Origin of the sequence: Calothrix sp. PCC 7507 (genome assembly GCF_000316575.1) — a bacterium.
In the GTDB taxonomy this organism is placed as follows: Bacteria; Cyanobacteriota; Cyanobacteriia; order Cyanobacteriales; family Nostocaceae; genus Fortiea.
This window is the reverse complement of record NC_019682.1, coordinates 6,000,094-6,016,949: the sequence shown is the minus strand read 5'-3', so window position 1 is coordinate 6,016,949 and position 16,856 is coordinate 6,000,094. Positions and strand designations below refer to the sequence as shown.

Below are 16,856 nucleotides of genomic sequence, written 5' to 3'. Positions count from 1 at the left end.
ATCTAACTCTATTTACTCGCTACGCATTTTGATAATTTTTGCCGGTACACCAGTAACTACCGCCATAGGTGGTACAGGTTTAGTTACGACAGCACCAGCACCTATTACACTACCATGACCGATATTCACACCATCTAAAATTCGGCTACCAGTACCAATCCAAACATTATCTTCTATCTTGATTCCCTTTTTACTAAGACCCTGTTTTGCAATCAGTTTATGAGGATCTTTATATATATGGTTAGCTGGAATTATTACGGTGTGAGATGCGATTCTTACGTATCTACCAGTAGTCAATCCTCCATGACCGTATATCACACAATATGGATTAATTGTGTTATTTGCACCAAGGTTAATTGATCCTCCTGGACCCGTGTCTATGCAAGATCCAAAATAAATAATTGAATTATCACCTATGTATATTTTGGAACTTTCATTTGTACATATAATTTTTACATTATCACCTATACGTACATTGTTTCCTAGATAGATATTATTTCCAATCCCTTCAATAGATATTCCTTTGCCAAATACAGTGTTAGTGCCACAACTACCAAGTCGGTACTTAATTGGGAAATATGCTTGGCGAAATTTCACTGTAACATTATCTAGCCAGTGATCAATGCTAGCTATACATAACAGCATAAATTTACCCAAATAGATTAATTTAAACTTAGGTAAATATTTCAAGGTACTTAAATTTAGTATTTAATACTTCACAATAAAAGCTTTTTTATAGTTGGTGCGTTCACGTCCAAAATGCAGGTGAAATAATTTTTCTGGACGCTTTGACATGAATTTATCTATTGCTTTAGATGCCATAGAGTACTCTACGGAATGGTAATCATCAAAAAACATAATTCCTCCCTGTTCCATTTTCGGATAAAAGAATTCTAAACATTCAATGTGGGGTTCATAAAGATCACAATCTATATTTACAAAAAAATACTTTTTATCTGGCAGATTAATCAAAGTTTCACTGAATAAACCTGGTATTAACGTTACATATTTTGTTAAATTTTTAGCATCAATTCTAGCTTGCACATCTTCAATAGATGTGTCGGCAAACAGCAAATCAGCTTTTTGTAACACGTTCGGCGATGCGTAAAGTTTATCAACTTCCGAAAGATCTGGCAATCCAGTAAATGTATCCAAGCCGTACATATGTATGGGTAATCGATATTGTCTAGCTATTTCAGCACAGGCAATCAAACTATGTCCCATATATACGCCGCATTCTGCAGCTAAATAATCATCACTGGAAAATATTAATGATGCAAAATTCCGCAAACTTACAGCTAAAGGGTTTCCTTTACCTTGATTGCTGTTAAGGCTAGCCACGGCATTTCTAAATATGTACAACAAAGGTATTCTTTCTGCATATATCTCTTCATAAGGTAAATCATGGGGAAAAGGACTGCTTGAATTAATTTTCTGAGACATCTTTGAAAAGATTAATGATATTATTTATATAATTATAATTGCTCAATTTCCCAACTACGAGGTTGATAGAATTTACATAAATTCATGTTTTTAGTTCTCCTCACTTCAAATCTAAAGGACTCCACCATATCGTATACATAAAATGGACGCCTACTAATATTAATTTTCATAGTATATAAACCTGGTTTTAATCCACAATATGGCATCATCATTTTAATTTCATTTTCCCCAGGAAGTATAACTAAGTATTGTTTATCAGTTTCACTATTGATGCTTAAAACACAATCTTCTTCTCCATTAATTTCCCTGATAATAATACCTACAATAGCCTTCTCTACCATTGTACAAGATGTGCATCTTATACATAAAGTTATTGGTTTACCGCTAACGAGTGATTCGAGATTTTGACCTTGTTCGTCTTTGAACAAAACCGAAATAATATGCAGTTCTTCTGAATTGTCAGCATTTTCGATTCGATTTGCCAATTCTCCTTTAGATGAAGCAGAATCAATCATGAGTAAGTCCTCCTCATACTTACTCATAACTAACTCGGTTGTCCCCTGTATTACTGCTCTACCTTTTGCTAGATAAAGGGTAGTGTTACATATATTTAATATTGCGTTTGAGCTATGAGAAACTAAAACAAATGATGTTCCTTTTTCTCTTAGTTCATTTAACTTGCGATAGCATTTAGTTCGGAATCTAGCATCACCTACTGCTAGAACCTCATCAATTAAAAGAATTTTTGGTTTAGTATAAATGGCACAAGCAAAACCCAACCTAGCTTTCATGCCAGAACTATAAGTTCTCACAGGAGCATCAATAGCATCCCATATTTCGGCAAAGTCAATTACTTCTTGAAAGCTCTCTTCAATTTCCTTTTTTGAAAGTCCCAGGATAGACATGTTGATAAAGACGTTTTCTCTACCACTAAGTACAGGATTAAATCCAGCACCTAAAGCAATGAGAGCAGCTATCCTGCCTCGGATTTTGACACTACCAGTGTCTGGCTTAATCAATCCACTGATGATTCTTAATAAAGTTGTTTTACCACTACCATTGACACCAATTAAACCTATAGATTCACCCCGTTTAACGTCTATACTGACATTATCAAGCGCCCAAAACTCACCTTTTCTTAATTTGTGACTATATCGTGGCTTGCCAAGCAATTCGGCAGCAATATCTTTGAGACCATAAAGATAAGATTGCTTGAGACTCCGACAAAACTTTTTGGAAACATTATTCACAGAAAGAATCACATCATCATCTTCAGCTTGAGATGGGACTGAGATTATGTCATCTATTTGCCTAGTCATGCTTAACTGATCCTCTCAATTAGAAAAGGTATGGAAAGACGGTAGACTATCCACCCCAGAATTAATCCTACTAAAGTTATAGCGCTCATAATTAAAAATAAGGGAAATTGTGATAAATCTCCTGTGGTAATCAACTCTTGCGCTGTTACTAGTAAGGACGTGACAGGATTTAGTTTTACTAAAATGGAGAGGGTGCCGCTACTAGGAATAGGATAAGCAATTGGAGTGAGAAAGAACCAAGCTAAGGTGATGACTTCCATAGATCTTGATACGTCCTGCACTAAATTTATTACAGGAACTAGCCATAGTCCTATAGATATGCCTAATAAAATTAAAATAATAAATGCTAAAGGCGCAAAAATTATTGTCCAACTCACGGAAACTTTGAATATCACAAATAAAGCAACTAGCAAAATTAGCTTGACTAACAAGTTAAATAGTACTTGACCCAATTGAGTGAGAATAATTGCCTCATGGGGAAATTTAACTTGAGCCAGTAGCGGACGTGAAGTGTCGATTGCTGTTTGTGGACTATTAAGAGCATCTAAAAATGTTTGCCACAAAATCGTGCCTAGCATGACGAAAGCAGGATAAGGTATATCAGTTTTTCCTACATTCACCATTCCTGTATGATTAGCAAAAGTTAATCCTGCTGCGGTGAGTGCAGGAGGTATGATAGCCCAAAAAATTCCCAAAAAAGACCGCCTGTACTGTGCTTTAATATCCCTAACTAGCAAGCGCCACGCTAACTCGCGGGAAGCCCATAAGTCGCGGTACATTTCTTTAAATAGCTGTAGAGGATGGAGAATCCTGCTATCAGGAGTGTATACTACTACTTGTTTTTCTCTATTTTCTTTTTCAAAACTCATCCCCACTATATCTTCTCAAACCTCATTAGTAGCTTATTCTGATATTGAAACTTTAGTTTGAAATCGAACTCATCCTAAATCAGGTAATCAAAATTGATATTTACCATTTAGGCTTTAGCTAAGACAAAATAGAAATCCTTATGATTAGGTGTGTGTCGGATATTAAACCAAGAATAGCCTAAATGCTCTACTGCGTATGACAGCAATTCTGCCATATTGCGATTGGTGTAAAAATGCACATGAATGGAACGTTTTGCTTCGTAAAATAGTTTGGGGTCTTGACCAGGAGCGCGATATTTTGCCCATCGATTATAGTGTTCAAAATTGGGCTCCATTATTCCCTGTTGATATTCTTGTAAAATATTATTCAAAGGGCAAGGACGATAAACATAGTCTTTACACCCAGCAACATCAGGAACAACAGCCAAGATTAATCCTCCTGCTTTCAGTTTGCTATGCCAATATTGCAGATGTCCAAGAGGATTAGCTAAATGCTCAAAAACATGGCTAGAAAAAATGAAATCTAGGCTTCCGTCAGGTACGGGTAGAGAATGAGCTTCACCAATTTGATAGCGTGACCAGAGTTTAGGGTTAACAGGATATTTGCCTGTATCATTGTAAAGAGTATTCCATTGTTCTGGAGAAGATTGTTCTATATAAGTGATATCTATCTTTGTACTTGGAAGTACTTGGGGATTCGTTCCAGGACCTATTTCTACACCACGTCCTTGGCAAAGTGATAGAATATCAGAGCGCTCTAAAACCTTATAAACAATAAAAAAAACACGACCTACTGCAGAATTAGGAAGTCGTAAAACTAAACTATACTGATCACTAGTCAAACAATTAGTTAAAGATGACGGAAAGGTGACAGGACTAGGCTTAGAACTAAGATAAACCTTTTTAGCAGCAATCATAGAGCCATGATGATCTTGAAGTTCTACTTCTAAGTAATTCCCTTCAGCTTTTTTATCTAAAGTTGATACTAGCCAGCCTGTAACTTCTGTACGTTCGCAAAATGGATACCAATTAAAAACATTTTTAATCAAAATTTGTGGTGTGTCTGATGGAGAAATATCAAAACCACGATATTGGATATTGTCTATTTTTCTTTTCGCGGGTCGCACTAAACTAGATAAAATAAGATTGCGATCGCCTCGCTCTGACATATTTACAAGATTCATCTGTAGATATACTATAAATTTAGTTAGACAAAACTTTTAAAACTTTAGGGTTAGCAGCTAGAGCATTTCCAAGTTCACGAGAATAAGTTACTGCTCCATTAACACTCAGGTGACGATGGTCACTATAGTAAATTAATTTGTCATATCGATCCATGATTCCTAAATCGATAAACACAATATTTCTTTTTTCTGCCCAAACCTGCATTAACTGACTATTCCGTTGATAATCTTCTCTTCGATGTCTAGCATCAATCATTAAGGGATTAGTTGGCAAAGCAAAAAACACAGGTAGCACTTGCGAATCTATAAAATAATTAGCCCAACGATCAAAAAAACCATCCTGTTTTAGCAGAGTTGGCCAGGCTTGTGGTTCCATCGGCTGAAATAGTTGAGGATGAGTTTTCTTATCTGCTAAGAAACGTTGATAGTCAATCTGTACCTCTTGCGAATTATCTTTAGCTGCTTTATGAGCGTGAAATCCATTCGGATATTGCCCTAAACTATTACTAATAACGCCAATCAAATCTGTAGGACGGTCATAACCTAAAAGTAATGACCGCATAGCTTGACGATATCTGAAGATTGAACTTAACTTTTCCCAAGGTTTTACTAAAAACTGTTGCCAACCGCTAGAGCTACAAAAATGATCTAAACCATAGTCTTTAGCAAATGCTGACTTTAATACTGCCTTTTGCAGAATTCCATTACAAGGAAACCCTTCATCAAAACTGCTGGGCAGTATTTTTTTCTCCTCAACTAAGTTGACCCCAATTAAAGCAACATCTAGTTGAGAAGAACGTTTAGGGAGTTGCAAAAAAGGTAAAATAGACAAATAGAAGTTTTCGTTAAAACCATCGAAGCCTAGATTAAATCCCGAAACATTGACGCCTTTTACAGCTAGATCTTGAGCAATCTGTGAAGGTTCAATTCCCCATTTGACCTCCGAACTACCTAAGGCGATAAACCGCCAGTCATTTCTTGCCTCAAAATATTTAATTTGAGGGTCCATATTCTGACTATTTGTGTAAGATACATAATCAAATAAATGTTGATTAACCCAAAGTTCACAACTGACTAAAGGCAACAACACAAACAGACAGACTGTAAACCAGGAATGTCTAAAAAAAAATTTCATCCCCTTGTTTACCTCCGAGCAATAAATAGCGGGCGATATGATGCTTCATCCCACCCAAATAAATGAGGCACAATTAGTTTAGAGATTACTTTAAAACCAACTGCTACTAGTATATCAATCAGGGATTTTTCTGTTGCCCAAAAAGAAAAAGTATTATCAAGAGAAGCCCGGACTTTACGATATTTTTCTTCCTGGCTAGCGTTATCTTTATGTTCACGAAATACATATCCCTGATACCCATTTTGTGTCTTGACTGGGCCAGTCAGGCGAAACCGCTCTATTGATTCTGGGGTACTAACATGTGTATAAATAAACAGAGTATCTTCAGTCAGATTTGCTAATGTTTTGAGCATTCCCTCAAAGTCATCCTGACCCAAGTGATGAAGAATTCCAGAAAATAAGACAAATTCAAAAGTTCCTACTGCTGATGGATCAACTGTACGAACATCTCCTTGTTGAAAAGAAACGTTCTCTACTCCTAATACTTGAGCTGCAAACTTCGCCCGCTCTACATAAAGTTGTCGACCCTCAATTCCTAGCACATTTGCACCGGATTGAGCCATTTTAATAGAATGTACGCCTTCCGCTGAAGCTAAATCAAGTAGACGTAAATCCTTGATGCTGCCACGACGGCAGTTTAGGGGCACTACATCTAAGAGCAGGTTACCAAGTTTTCCGAGCCCGACAGCTTTTTTATAAAACTTTTCCTCTTCAGGCAAAACCGTCTCAATACCGTCTCCAAAATTAAAGTAATGTGCCCAAGGAATATTTGGCTCTAGTTGCTCAAGACCTTTGCGTATTTCTTCAGGATTAATCATCTTAGATTGCATAGTTATCTGTATCTCCCTGATTCAGGGTTTATACTTAAAATTCAAAGTAGATAAATTGTAAACTTTCTCCTGATGACATAACAATAGACAAGACGAATAACCACCAAGCTATCACAAAACGCCAACTTGCTCTAATTTTTTCTGTGTGCATGGCATCCATGAGTTTGCTTAGTGGTATGTGAATGAGTCCAAAGGTGAGCAAAAGAATAAAAAAGCTCCGGGGTGGTGTTTCCGCAGAGAAGAGGTTAGCTGGAGTGAATAATGTTCCCAATATAGCGATCGCTTGTTCTAATGTGGTAGCCCGGAAAAAAATCCAGGTTATAAAAACAAAGCTTATAGTGATTAACCATCCCACAGGAGGCCAGAGCAAGCTGATGATTCGCCCCAATAACGTTTTCTGAATAAATTGGAAAAGATGGGAACAAAATCTCTCTATCACTAAAAAAACACCATGAGCTAATCCCCAAACTACAAAGTTAAGACTAGCTCCATGCCAAAGTCCACACAGTCCCATTGTGATCATCAGATTCCCTGCTGTTTGTAATTGTCCTTGTCTTGATCCTCCTAAGGGAATGTAAAGATAGTCCCTAATCCAAGTGGAGAGAGTTATATGCCAACGCCGCCAAAACTCTCTCAAACTGGTAGACACGTAAGGAAGATTAAAGTTAATTGGGATGTCAATACCAAATAATCTGGCTGCTCCAACTGCTATGGTAGAGTAACCCCAAAAATCACAAAAAATCTGCACTCCAAAGCCTATGGTTGCCCATAAGGTAGGCTTACCTGTGAATCCTACTTGGGAGTTAAAAACTGAATCTACAAAAGGTGCAAGCCCATCAGCAAAACAAACTTTTAGGAATAGTCCAGACATGATCAGAACTAAACCACCAATAAATTGATGAAAACTGAAAGCTATCTTTTGGTGAAATTGAGGTATAAGCTGATTAGTTCGACAAATTGGTCCGGCAATTAAGTGGGGAAAAAAGGCTAAGAATAAAGTAAATACGCGTAAGTTATTTTCAGGATGGGTTTTCTTAAGTTTGATGTCTACTAAATACGAAATTAGTTCAAAAACTATAAAGGAAATGCCCAGAGGCAATCTGATATCTATAGTAGAAAAGGTAAAATTCCATCCCAGAGTATGAAAACTCTGACTAACTAGATGCAAAAAGAAATTAGTATATTTAAATATAGACAATATTCCCACCAGCAGCAGCACACTAAAAAATAGCGATCGCTTTTCTCCCCGCTCAATTTTTAGACCAAATATATATGTAAATAGTGCTAAAGATAAAAACAAAATCAAATAAGGTGGAAACCAGTATGTATAAAAAATTAGGCTGGCGACTAATAAACATGTTTGTCTCCATAAAATTGATTTTGATGACCAATAAAGCAATAAAGTGACTGTTAGTAATATGAAAAATTCTATTGAATTAAACAGCATATGTGGCTAAATATAAATCAGTTGTAAATTTGTATAAATTATTAGTTCCTCTCCGAAGAGAATACAGGATTTTCTAGAAAAAATTTATCGTGGTAGATATCTGTTTTTCTAATACTTCCAGACTAAATTCTTGTGAACATCTTACCCTAGCATTTTGCAAGATTAATGCTCTCAAACTTGCATCATCTATTAATAACTTCATTTTTTTGTACCATTCATCTGGCTGTGCAAGAATAATTTCTGAACCAGGAATAAATTTGTTGTATACATCTAAATTACTAGCGATAGTTGGAATATCGCTACTAGTGTACTCTATGTATTTGGTTGAAGCTTTGCAGTTGTTGAAGTCAGTATTTTGTAGAGGTGCTAATCCTATATCCCATTTCAGAGTATAAAGATTTTGGAGAAAATTTTCATAATTGACATTGACTTTATGCGATTTAATTCTTTCACTAAATTGTTTTAGTTCTTCTGGCATTGCAATTGTGCCAAATGTTTCAAATCTTATATGAGGGAAATTAGCTAATATTTTGACAAGATCAGGAGTAATCATTCTTAAATCTTCCTGATGACCCTTAGAACCCATATAGCCTAGAGTCAAATACCCTGTATTTTGTTGCTTTTTATCAATATCATTATTTTTGGGAATTAAAAACTCTAAATAAGGTGCATAAATACCGTAATAAAACTTTTGTTGAGGAAAACGCTTGGCTAGAGTTGTGGCCAAATAAGGAGTTGAAGCATAAATTAAATCTACATTGTTCAACAAATATTCTCGTTCTTGGATAACCTCCTTATTTCCATGTTGTTTCTGAATTCCCTCACCAAGAGATAAAGGTATATTTAGTAAGTCATCATCTATATGATAGATAGTGGCAATTGCTTTTTCTTGGCATTGTTGTTGAAATATACTTCCATAAGGAAGACCGTATCGACTAAAAATAACAATTTGGGGTGCTATCTCTGTTAATATTTTGTTAATTATATTTATGGGATTTGGATTATATTGTGCATAATTATTAATTATTGTTTGGCTAGAAATTACCCAAAAATCTACTTCATCTTTTTGATGAAGTTTTTGTAATACATAATGAAAACTCAAATAATAAGTAGCATTAATATTTTCTACAAAAATTAAAATTTTTCGTGGTGATTTTCCTTGACAAAAGATAAAATCATAATCTAATTGGTCTTGATGATTGTTTTTTTGCATGAAAAGTCTCAAAGGATTAAATATACTCATTCGTGTAAAAAGTTTAGTAAATATTTGCAGTTAATCAGGAATTATATCATTAATGAATTATCTAAATTGAATACACCAACGACTTAGCTCCTCTAACCCTTGCCTTAAACTCACTCTTGGTTCCCAATCTAGTAGTTTCTTCGCCTGACTAATATCGGCTACCGCATGACGAATATCACCTACACGAAAATCACCTGTAATTGTATAAGCATTTTCAGGTTTACCATAAATATTGAGCAGCAGTTTTGCGGCTTCTAAAATAGTCGTAGGTTTACCGCTACCTATATTGATTTTGGTTCCATGAGATAAGGGTATTTGACAAGATAACTCTATAGCTCGTACTACATCATCAATAAACACAAAATCACGCACGATGTTGCCATCTTCATAAATATTCAGAGTTTGATTAGCAAGAATCTGAGTAGAAAATATAGATAGTACCCCAGTGTAAGGATTAGTCAGGGATTGACCAGGACCATAAACATTTTGGAAGCGTAATATTGTAGCTTGCCAAGACGCATCTGCACCAGACTGGGTGACTAAATATTCTTGCATCAATTTAGTAGAAGCATAAATCGAAGCTGGCGCGGCTGGTGTTTCTTCGGATGCTGGTAATGCTTCTAACTTATTCCCCAATGGTGAAGTGGGAATAAATTGCCCAGCCTGCATAGCATTGACATTCCTTGCTGATGGAACTAATACTATGCCACTTTGAAAATCTCGATAAGGGCCTTCACCATAAATTGCTCGTGATGATGGCAAAATTAGACGTGCAAGATTGTTAGCTTTTTGTTTAATAGATTCGAGTAAAATGGAAGTCCCTAATACATTCGCTTCACAATAGCGAGTAATCTCATACATTGATTGCCCAGTTCCTGTTTCTGCTGCCATGTGAACAATAACATCAGGTTGAGCTTCGCTGATAATTGTCTCAACAGTTTCTCTATGAAGAATATCTCCACAGACAAAGTTAATATTTGTCGGGAATAGAGGATGTTGAGCATTTTTACCGTGAACTTGAGAATTGAGGTTATCAATAATCCAGATTTGAGTATCTAAATCTTTTGCTAGTTGCAGTGCTAGTTTGCTGCCAATAAATCCAGCACCGCCTGTAATCAAAAAACGTTTATAGGGAAAATTTTTATTCATGAATTTTAAAATCTAGTTTTCTACAAATTTAGCTTACTGAATTTGAAGTTTTATATTCTCTGATAGCTTGCTGCCTAATTTTTTTAAACTTATAAACTTCTTGATGAGGTTTAAATCCACTTTTCTTATCTAGTAATTCGTTAGTTTTACGGAAGTAAGACTCAAGAAAAGGAGGAATAAATTGACCATATTTTAACTCTCTGATCAATGAGGGTCGAAAGTGTCCTAAATTTATTTCTTGGATGATTTCTTCTAATTTTAGAGAACCATCTTGCAGCATTAGTCTCAATTCATTGAACCAAAGATAGGCATATTTATTTTGACAAGACGCCCAAGGTTGAGTAGCCATGTCTGTATAGTGAATTAAACAAGTATGTTGATCGTAATGTTCTAAACTATTCCACTTAAAGGGAATACTATATTTGATGTCGCTGCTTTCATTTAGAATACACAATTCATACATGAGTTGCTCATAATTATATTTGTCCTGATCTAACTCATCAATAATGGTTTCAATTTTCCAGTTAAGGCGTGTACAATCTAGGAGCATCACTGAACACTGTTTTATTCTCTGTGAGGGGGCACCTAATTTCTTATTGGTTTTTTGGTATTCGTTGGGAATATCTTCTTGAATGACTACCTTGGCTCCATCAAAAGGAATATTCCAGAGAGAGGCAATATCTTGAAAAACTAGCATGTCAGCATCTAAGTATAAAGCTTTTCCTGTATATCCCGCTAATTCTGGTATGCAAAAACGACTAAAAGAAAATCCAGTTCTCTGCCAGTTATTTGGATTTTGCGGTTTTTTAATAGGCAGATCAAGCATTGGATAAACTGTCACATCAAGTTTTGTGCATCGTTTAATTGAATGTTCAAGAACCTTAACTGCCAAAAGTTGACTCGTATCAGTACCGACATAGACTCTAACTTGTTCATTCATGGAGTTTACATCCTATTATTAATAGTTTTTTGGGAAAACATTTTATTTCCCATTAAGTTAGTTTTTGACATTTTTGCTAGATGATATATCTGCTGATATCAAGTCTAATATTCGTTTGATGGCATCTCCGGCAATGAGGTTTTTATCAATAAATTCATTCGTTTTGTTTTTGGCTATTATCTTCCCTTCAGAGTGTTGTAATTTTTGAATAAAGCTAGTCCAATCTTCTAGACTATTAATGATGGGAAGGGGAGTATAGTTTGTCAGGTCAAGTCCATAACCTACGACGCTGACTGGGCATCCAGCGCGAGCAGCATCAACTGCTACTGTTGATGGAGTAGTGATAACGCCATCTGCATTTTTAATTATTGCTGGCGCAGTAAAAGGTTCCCATAAAGGATTTTCTGGATCGGCAATTACTAAGTTATCTGCACAAGGTAAAGAGCCGCGATATCTGCTAGTTAGCCACTTTCCTGCATGATGTGGTTTGACTAAAAAAGTGGTATTTGGAAACTGGACAGCAGTTTGTTCTAAATCGTTTAAAAAATGCTGTCTGTAGTCTTCGTGATAACGATTCCAGTGCAAGTTCTCAAATACAGCAACTAGATATTTGCGTCGTCCTGGTATTTCAATTTCAGTGGTAAGGGGACTGACTTCTTTGGGACATCCGACGGGCACACAACGTAAATGAGTGTCTGATGATAGGTGTATCGGTAATAAATGAGTATTAGCCCAAATCAGGATTTTTTGAGATGCAAAGCGTACTGATTCTAGACTATAAACTTCGTCTGAGTAATTTAAACCAATATTTTCAAACCCATGTTGTAAAGTGTATGTATATATATTTGATTTATTGGCTCTTATAGTTAAAGTATAGGCTGCTTTATGAGGTCCAGCAGTACTTTCTGAGGCAGTTACTAATGCTCGAATACCCAAGAGATTTGGTTCTATTCCTGTTAATACTCCCAAGCGAGAAACTTTGGAGTATTTAATTCCTAATGTTTGTAAGGCGCTTTTAACTCTTGGTGATTCTTCTAGTATTTTATCGATTACGCAGACTTGAGGTATGAGGTCATGTCTATCTTGTAAACCCACTAATAAAGGTAAAACTAAATCCAAATCTTGGATTAGGTGGATAAATATTAGTACTGTTGGCTGACGTTTCCAAAAGCGTATAAAGTTAATCACACCACGTTACCACTAACTTGATTTAAGACATTTGCCCATTGATTGGCGATCGCTTCGCCACTATAATTACTTTTAATAATAGATTTGGCTGTTTCCACATGGGTATTAACCAGCTGCTGGTCGGTGAGGTATGCTTTTAATCCCCTCTCCCATTCATCACATATTATACATTCATTAAAGATGTCGAGTGCTGGTGTTTTTGTAGCGATTACAGGCACTCCCAATGATAAAGAAAGCACTGCACGGTTAGCAGACTTACAAATGCTAAAGGGAGTCTTGGAGTTGGGAATTATTGTTAGATTACTTTGAGATATGTATTTATAAATGTTCAATGGGTCCCATTTTACATACTCCGTGGGAAAAGGTAATGGGAGTATATGCTGGCAATATTTTTCGTAATTATTACTAACAACAAGCAATTTGAACTTTATTTCCTGGCTAATTTTTATTAGATGATCAGCTATGTCTAATATGTTTAACATTCCAAAATTGCCATAGTTAGCTCCATGATTACCGAACCAAATTATTTTCGGAATTTCCTCCGTTAATGCTACATTTTTTGTTAGTGCCAGACTAGCCTCTGATTGCTGCTCAGATTTACTAATCAATTGGTTGCTTTCCTGGAGAATTTCACAATAACTTGGAACTGGGGAAAGATTATTTAATAGTAGATTATTTTCGGGATAATTAAGTTCTTGATTACTCGTTTCTATTCGCAGTATTTTTTTAACCATCCTTCTAAACTGTCCATTAAGTTTTGCTATTTTTTTCCTCCAAAAATAAATTTTAAAATAATTGCTGGAAAATCTTTTTCGTAGATAATTGTACGTTTTTTTTGCATAGCTAGCAATTCTATATTTCACATTATTTATGATAATTTGTAAAAATAATTTTGGGTTATAAATACCTAGTTTTACCCAACGTTCCCATTTAATAAAATCAAATGATCGCTTGACATCTTCGAGTGTTTCATTACCATCGGGAATTATAAATACTGGAGTAGATGTCCCCACTTCTGCTTCTATGACATTTTTTAATGGTTCTCCTGTTGTCACTATTGCTGATGCTAACTTAGACATTTCCTTGAAAATTTGTTGCGGAGTAACATTGATATCTTGAAAGATATAATCTTCGATAAATATATTATCACAGATGTCTAAAATTACTGGTACACTTGCTTGATGCAACTGTTTGGCTAAACATAAATCATGAGGTGAAAAGCTTTTGACAAAAATAACAATATCTGATTTACCTTGGCACTGGATTTCGTTATTATCAGCGTAAATGCAAGATTGATATCCATGTAATTCAAGATAGTGTAGCGGTAATAAGCATCGATATCGAACACTAGCTATGTTTATATTTAGAGAACTGGTTTTCCAAATTAACATGTAGTTTTTCCAGTTGTACGCTGATTTTCAAAATATAATGATTGGCAACAATCAGGTAATGCTAAAATTAGGGATATTACAATTAAATACATATTTTTTATACTGTAATTACCAACCCAACCTACATACCCAATTACCTTTTAGGAAGCTTAATCGCTATAAAAGTTCCTTTTGCATTACCAAATTACTAAAAAATTACCCCCTCATTATTTTGACGATCGCACTAGAGAATTAACTATAGGCGAAGGAATGCAAATTTAATAACCTGCAATTCTGAGTGAAATGGGAGTGGTGCTTTACGCTCCGCTAATACACCCTACTTTTGCACTATAGAATTAACTATAGGCTAAGAGTATATTTACTACAAATCGAGCTTATTTGCCTCTCTAACAGCGGCTCTCAACTGTAGAGCGTGTGTTTATTTAGCTTAGACTATCTGGATCAACTCCTAGCGATCGCACGTACTCTGCTAATTTATCAGCCCGTTGGCGTTCTTGTTCCGCTTTTTCGGCTAAGGTCGGTATCCAGCCTGTGGAATTATACCAACGTAACCATAAACCTGTAGTCTGCTGATAAGTACCTTGCCACAGACCTAATCCCAGTTCCAGATCCTCCAACCAAAAGCGGTTTTCAGTTAGTAATATGGCCTCATAATGGATGCCCATGACCTTAAAAGCACGTAAATTATTTTCATAGCGGTCATAGACCACATAGTAAGGAATTCGCAAAATCTGCTCATAGACTTGCCACTTTGTCGGAGGTTGATTAATCTCTCGTAGTGTTTTCCCTAAGTCTTCTTGTTCTGTTCCTGGTGAAAGTAATTCAACTACTAAAAATGGATCAATTCCTTCTTGCCAGACAACATAACTTAAGCGCAAGTCTTGCTGCTCGTTGTTGCTAGGAACTCCCAAAACCATATACCAATCAGGGCGTTTGTACCACAAGGGATGGCGGGGGTCATAATAAAGGTTTAAGTCACTGGCAAGTAAAATTTCTTCAGGTAAGTGATTAGGCGGCTGGCAAGTTTCACTGAGCAACTCAGCTTGTATGCGGTGAAATTCATCTGGCAATCCTGATTCTCCTACTAATTCACTGGGTAAATCATACATCGTCGGCATGTTTTCTTGTGGCGGACGGGGTGGGTTAGTTTGATACATGGTGGGGAATTGGGAACTTGTACTGAGCGACTTGCCTTGAGCGAAGTCGAAAGGAGTCGAAGTATTGGGAATTGGGAATTGGGAATTACTCCCAATTATCTGGATCAATTCTTAGCGATCGCCAATCTTCGACTGTATCTAGCTGATTGGTTATTGATGCAATTTTAACGTGTTGCGGAAGTCCCCACTCTTCCAAGGCGATCGCCAATACTCTCTCCATTTATTTCCCCCCTGTATACTGAATTCGATAAATCCGATTATTGGCTTCTTCTGTCACCAGTAAACTACCATCAGGTAAAGTCAACAACCCCACAGGCCTTCCCCACGTAGTAGGTACAGCAGGATTCAGCAAAAATCCCGTGAGAAAATCTTCATAGTAACCAGGCGATCGCCCTTGAGTATCGAAAGGAATAAATACAACTTTATAACCAGTACCGCGATCGCGGTTCCAAGAACCACGAAAAGCCACAAAAGCACCATTACGGTATTTTTCGGGAAATGCTTTACCGTCATAAAACTGCAAACCCAAAGCGGCTGAATGCGCCTGGAATAAGACCTCTGGGGTACGAGTCCGGGCGGCTAAATCGGGGCGTTTACTTTTGTCATTTGTTTTCTGACGTGGGTCAAGGTTGTTTGGTGATAGGTAAGCATAAGGCCAACCGTAAAATTCCCCCTGTTGAACTCCTGTAAGGTAGTCTGGTACCAAATCATCACCAATCCCATCTCTTTCGTTGACGGTGGCGTAGAGTTTTTTAGTCACGGGGTGAAAATCCAAACCTACTGGGTTACGCAATCCAGAGGCGAAAGTCTGCTGCTGGGAACCATCTAAATTCATTTGCTGTACTGAAGCCCGTGGTGGCGGTTCTTCACTGACATTGGATTGAGAACCAACCGAAACGTATAATTTATTACCATCGGGTGATACCACCACGTTCCGCGTCCAGTGTTGGTTATAACCACCGCCAGGAAGATTAGCGATTTTCTTCCCCGTACCAGTCAGTTGCGGTTGGCCTTTAGTGTAGGGAAACCGTAAAACTGCATCGGTGTTACCCAGAAAGAAGGAATCACCAGAAAAAGCCATACCAAAAGGAATATTCAGGCCGTTAGTCGCAGTCGCAAAAGTCTGACGCACATCAGCTACCCCATCCCCGTTAGTGTCACGCAACAGACGAATGCGATTTTGTCTAGTTTCCGTCACCAACACATCACCACTAGGAGTCAAAGCTAACCACCGTGGTGCATCTAAACCCTCAGCAAAAACATTGACTGTAAATCCTGCTGGAACGCGCAGCACTGGGTTAGCAGGAATCGCCACAACATCTGGCGACTTAGAAGCACTTTCTGTAGCGAAGGGTGCTGGTAAATTGCTCAAATTAATCCGGATGGGTGTAGGTGAAAGTGTTTCGGTACGAATGATATTTTTCGGCTGTGTTGGCTTCTGTGCCACCTGCGGCGTGAGATTATCCAGGGAGGCGCGAGTCTGACTACAGGCTGCTGTGGTGAATAACAAAAATAGCAGCAAAAAATGCCCAGAGACTTTCATGGGAGCAATATTTATACA

The 16,856-nt window shown here is 36.9% G+C and carries 16 protein-coding genes; all 16 read right to left on the bottom strand.

What is annotated here, in order from left to right:
• Positions 1-12: 12 nt before the first annotated feature.
• On the bottom strand, positions 13-690 hold the full coding sequence (locus CAL7507_RS25760; RefSeq protein WP_144051262.1) for a DapH/DapD/GlmU-related protein: 678 nt from the start codon (positions 688-690) through the stop codon (positions 13-15).
• An 18-nt stretch (positions 691-708) separates the two neighbouring features.
• Positions 709-1,443 (bottom strand): TylF/MycF/NovP-related O-methyltransferase, encoded by a 735-nt coding sequence (locus CAL7507_RS25755; RefSeq protein WP_015131423.1) that lies wholly within the window; start codon positions 1,441-1,443, stop codon positions 709-711.
• Between the two features lie 32 nt (positions 1,444-1,475).
• Positions 1,476-2,762: an ABC transporter ATP-binding protein gene (locus CAL7507_RS25750; RefSeq protein WP_015131422.1), complete on the bottom strand. Its 1,287-nt coding sequence runs from the start codon at positions 2,760-2,762 to the stop codon at positions 1,476-1,478.
• 2 nt (positions 2,763-2,764) lie between these two features.
• Positions 2,765-3,631, bottom strand: a complete 867-nt coding sequence (locus tag CAL7507_RS25745) for an ABC transporter permease (RefSeq protein WP_015131421.1) — start codon at positions 3,629-3,631, stop codon at positions 2,765-2,767.
• A 107-nt stretch (positions 3,632-3,738) separates the two neighbouring features.
• Positions 3,739-4,815 carry a methyltransferase domain-containing protein gene (locus CAL7507_RS30260; protein ID WP_015131420.1) on the bottom strand — a complete coding sequence of 359 codons (1,077 nt, stop codon included), beginning with the start codon at positions 4,813-4,815 and terminating at the stop codon, positions 3,739-3,741.
• Between the two features lie 19 nt (positions 4,816-4,834).
• Complete coding sequence (locus CAL7507_RS25735) at positions 4,835-5,824, bottom strand: hypothetical protein (protein ID WP_144051261.1); 990 nt, start codon at positions 5,822-5,824, stop codon at positions 4,835-4,837.
• Positions 5,825-5,958: 134 nt separating this feature from the next.
• On the bottom strand, positions 5,959-6,768 hold the full coding sequence (locus tag CAL7507_RS25730; protein WP_201447861.1) for a bifunctional 2-polyprenyl-6-hydroxyphenol methylase/3-demethylubiquinol 3-O-methyltransferase UbiG: 810 nt from the start codon (positions 6,766-6,768) through the stop codon (positions 5,959-5,961).
• 46 nt (positions 6,769-6,814) lie between these two features.
• Positions 6,815-8,086 (bottom strand): MBOAT family protein, encoded by a 1,272-nt coding sequence (locus CAL7507_RS25725; protein WP_160166361.1) that lies wholly within the window; start codon positions 8,084-8,086, stop codon positions 6,815-6,817.
• A gap of 214 nt (positions 8,087-8,300) precedes the next feature.
• The gene (locus CAL7507_RS25720; protein WP_015131416.1) at positions 8,301-9,440 is read right to left on the bottom strand and encodes a glycosyltransferase; all 1,140 of its coding nucleotides are present in this window, start codon (positions 9,438-9,440) and stop codon (positions 8,301-8,303) included.
• Between the two features lie 87 nt (positions 9,441-9,527).
• Positions 9,528-10,619 carry an NAD(P)-dependent oxidoreductase gene (locus tag CAL7507_RS25715; protein ID WP_015131415.1) on the bottom strand — a complete coding sequence of 364 codons (1,092 nt, stop codon included), beginning with the start codon at positions 10,617-10,619 and terminating at the stop codon, positions 9,528-9,530.
• Positions 10,620-10,647: 28 nt separating this feature from the next.
• Positions 10,648-11,559 carry a glycosyltransferase gene (locus CAL7507_RS25710; RefSeq protein WP_015131414.1) on the bottom strand — a complete coding sequence of 304 codons (912 nt, stop codon included), beginning with the start codon at positions 11,557-11,559 and terminating at the stop codon, positions 10,648-10,650.
• A 57-nt stretch (positions 11,560-11,616) separates the two neighbouring features.
• Complete coding sequence (locus CAL7507_RS25705; protein WP_015131413.1) at positions 11,617-12,747, bottom strand: hypothetical protein; 1,131 nt, start codon at positions 12,745-12,747, stop codon at positions 11,617-11,619.
• Entirely contained in the window at positions 12,744-14,138 is a 1,395-nt protein-coding gene (locus CAL7507_RS25700; protein ID WP_015131412.1) for a glycosyltransferase, read from the bottom strand. Before CAL7507_RS25700 ends, CAL7507_RS25705 begins: the two co-directional genes overlap by 4 nt.
• Before the next feature lie 422 nt (positions 14,139-14,560).
• Complete coding sequence (locus CAL7507_RS25695; RefSeq protein ID WP_015131411.1) at positions 14,561-15,295, bottom strand: Uma2 family endonuclease; 735 nt, start codon at positions 15,293-15,295, stop codon at positions 14,561-14,563.
• An 85-nt stretch (positions 15,296-15,380) separates the two neighbouring features.
• The gene (locus tag CAL7507_RS33520; protein WP_015131410.1) at positions 15,381-15,515 is read right to left on the bottom strand and encodes a hypothetical protein; all 135 of its coding nucleotides are present in this window, start codon (positions 15,513-15,515) and stop codon (positions 15,381-15,383) included.
• Positions 15,516-16,838 (bottom strand): sorbosone dehydrogenase family protein, encoded by a 1,323-nt coding sequence (locus CAL7507_RS25690; RefSeq protein ID WP_015131409.1) that lies wholly within the window; start codon positions 16,836-16,838, stop codon positions 15,516-15,518. It lies immediately after the preceding gene.
• Between the last annotated feature and the right edge of the window lie 18 nt (positions 16,839-16,856).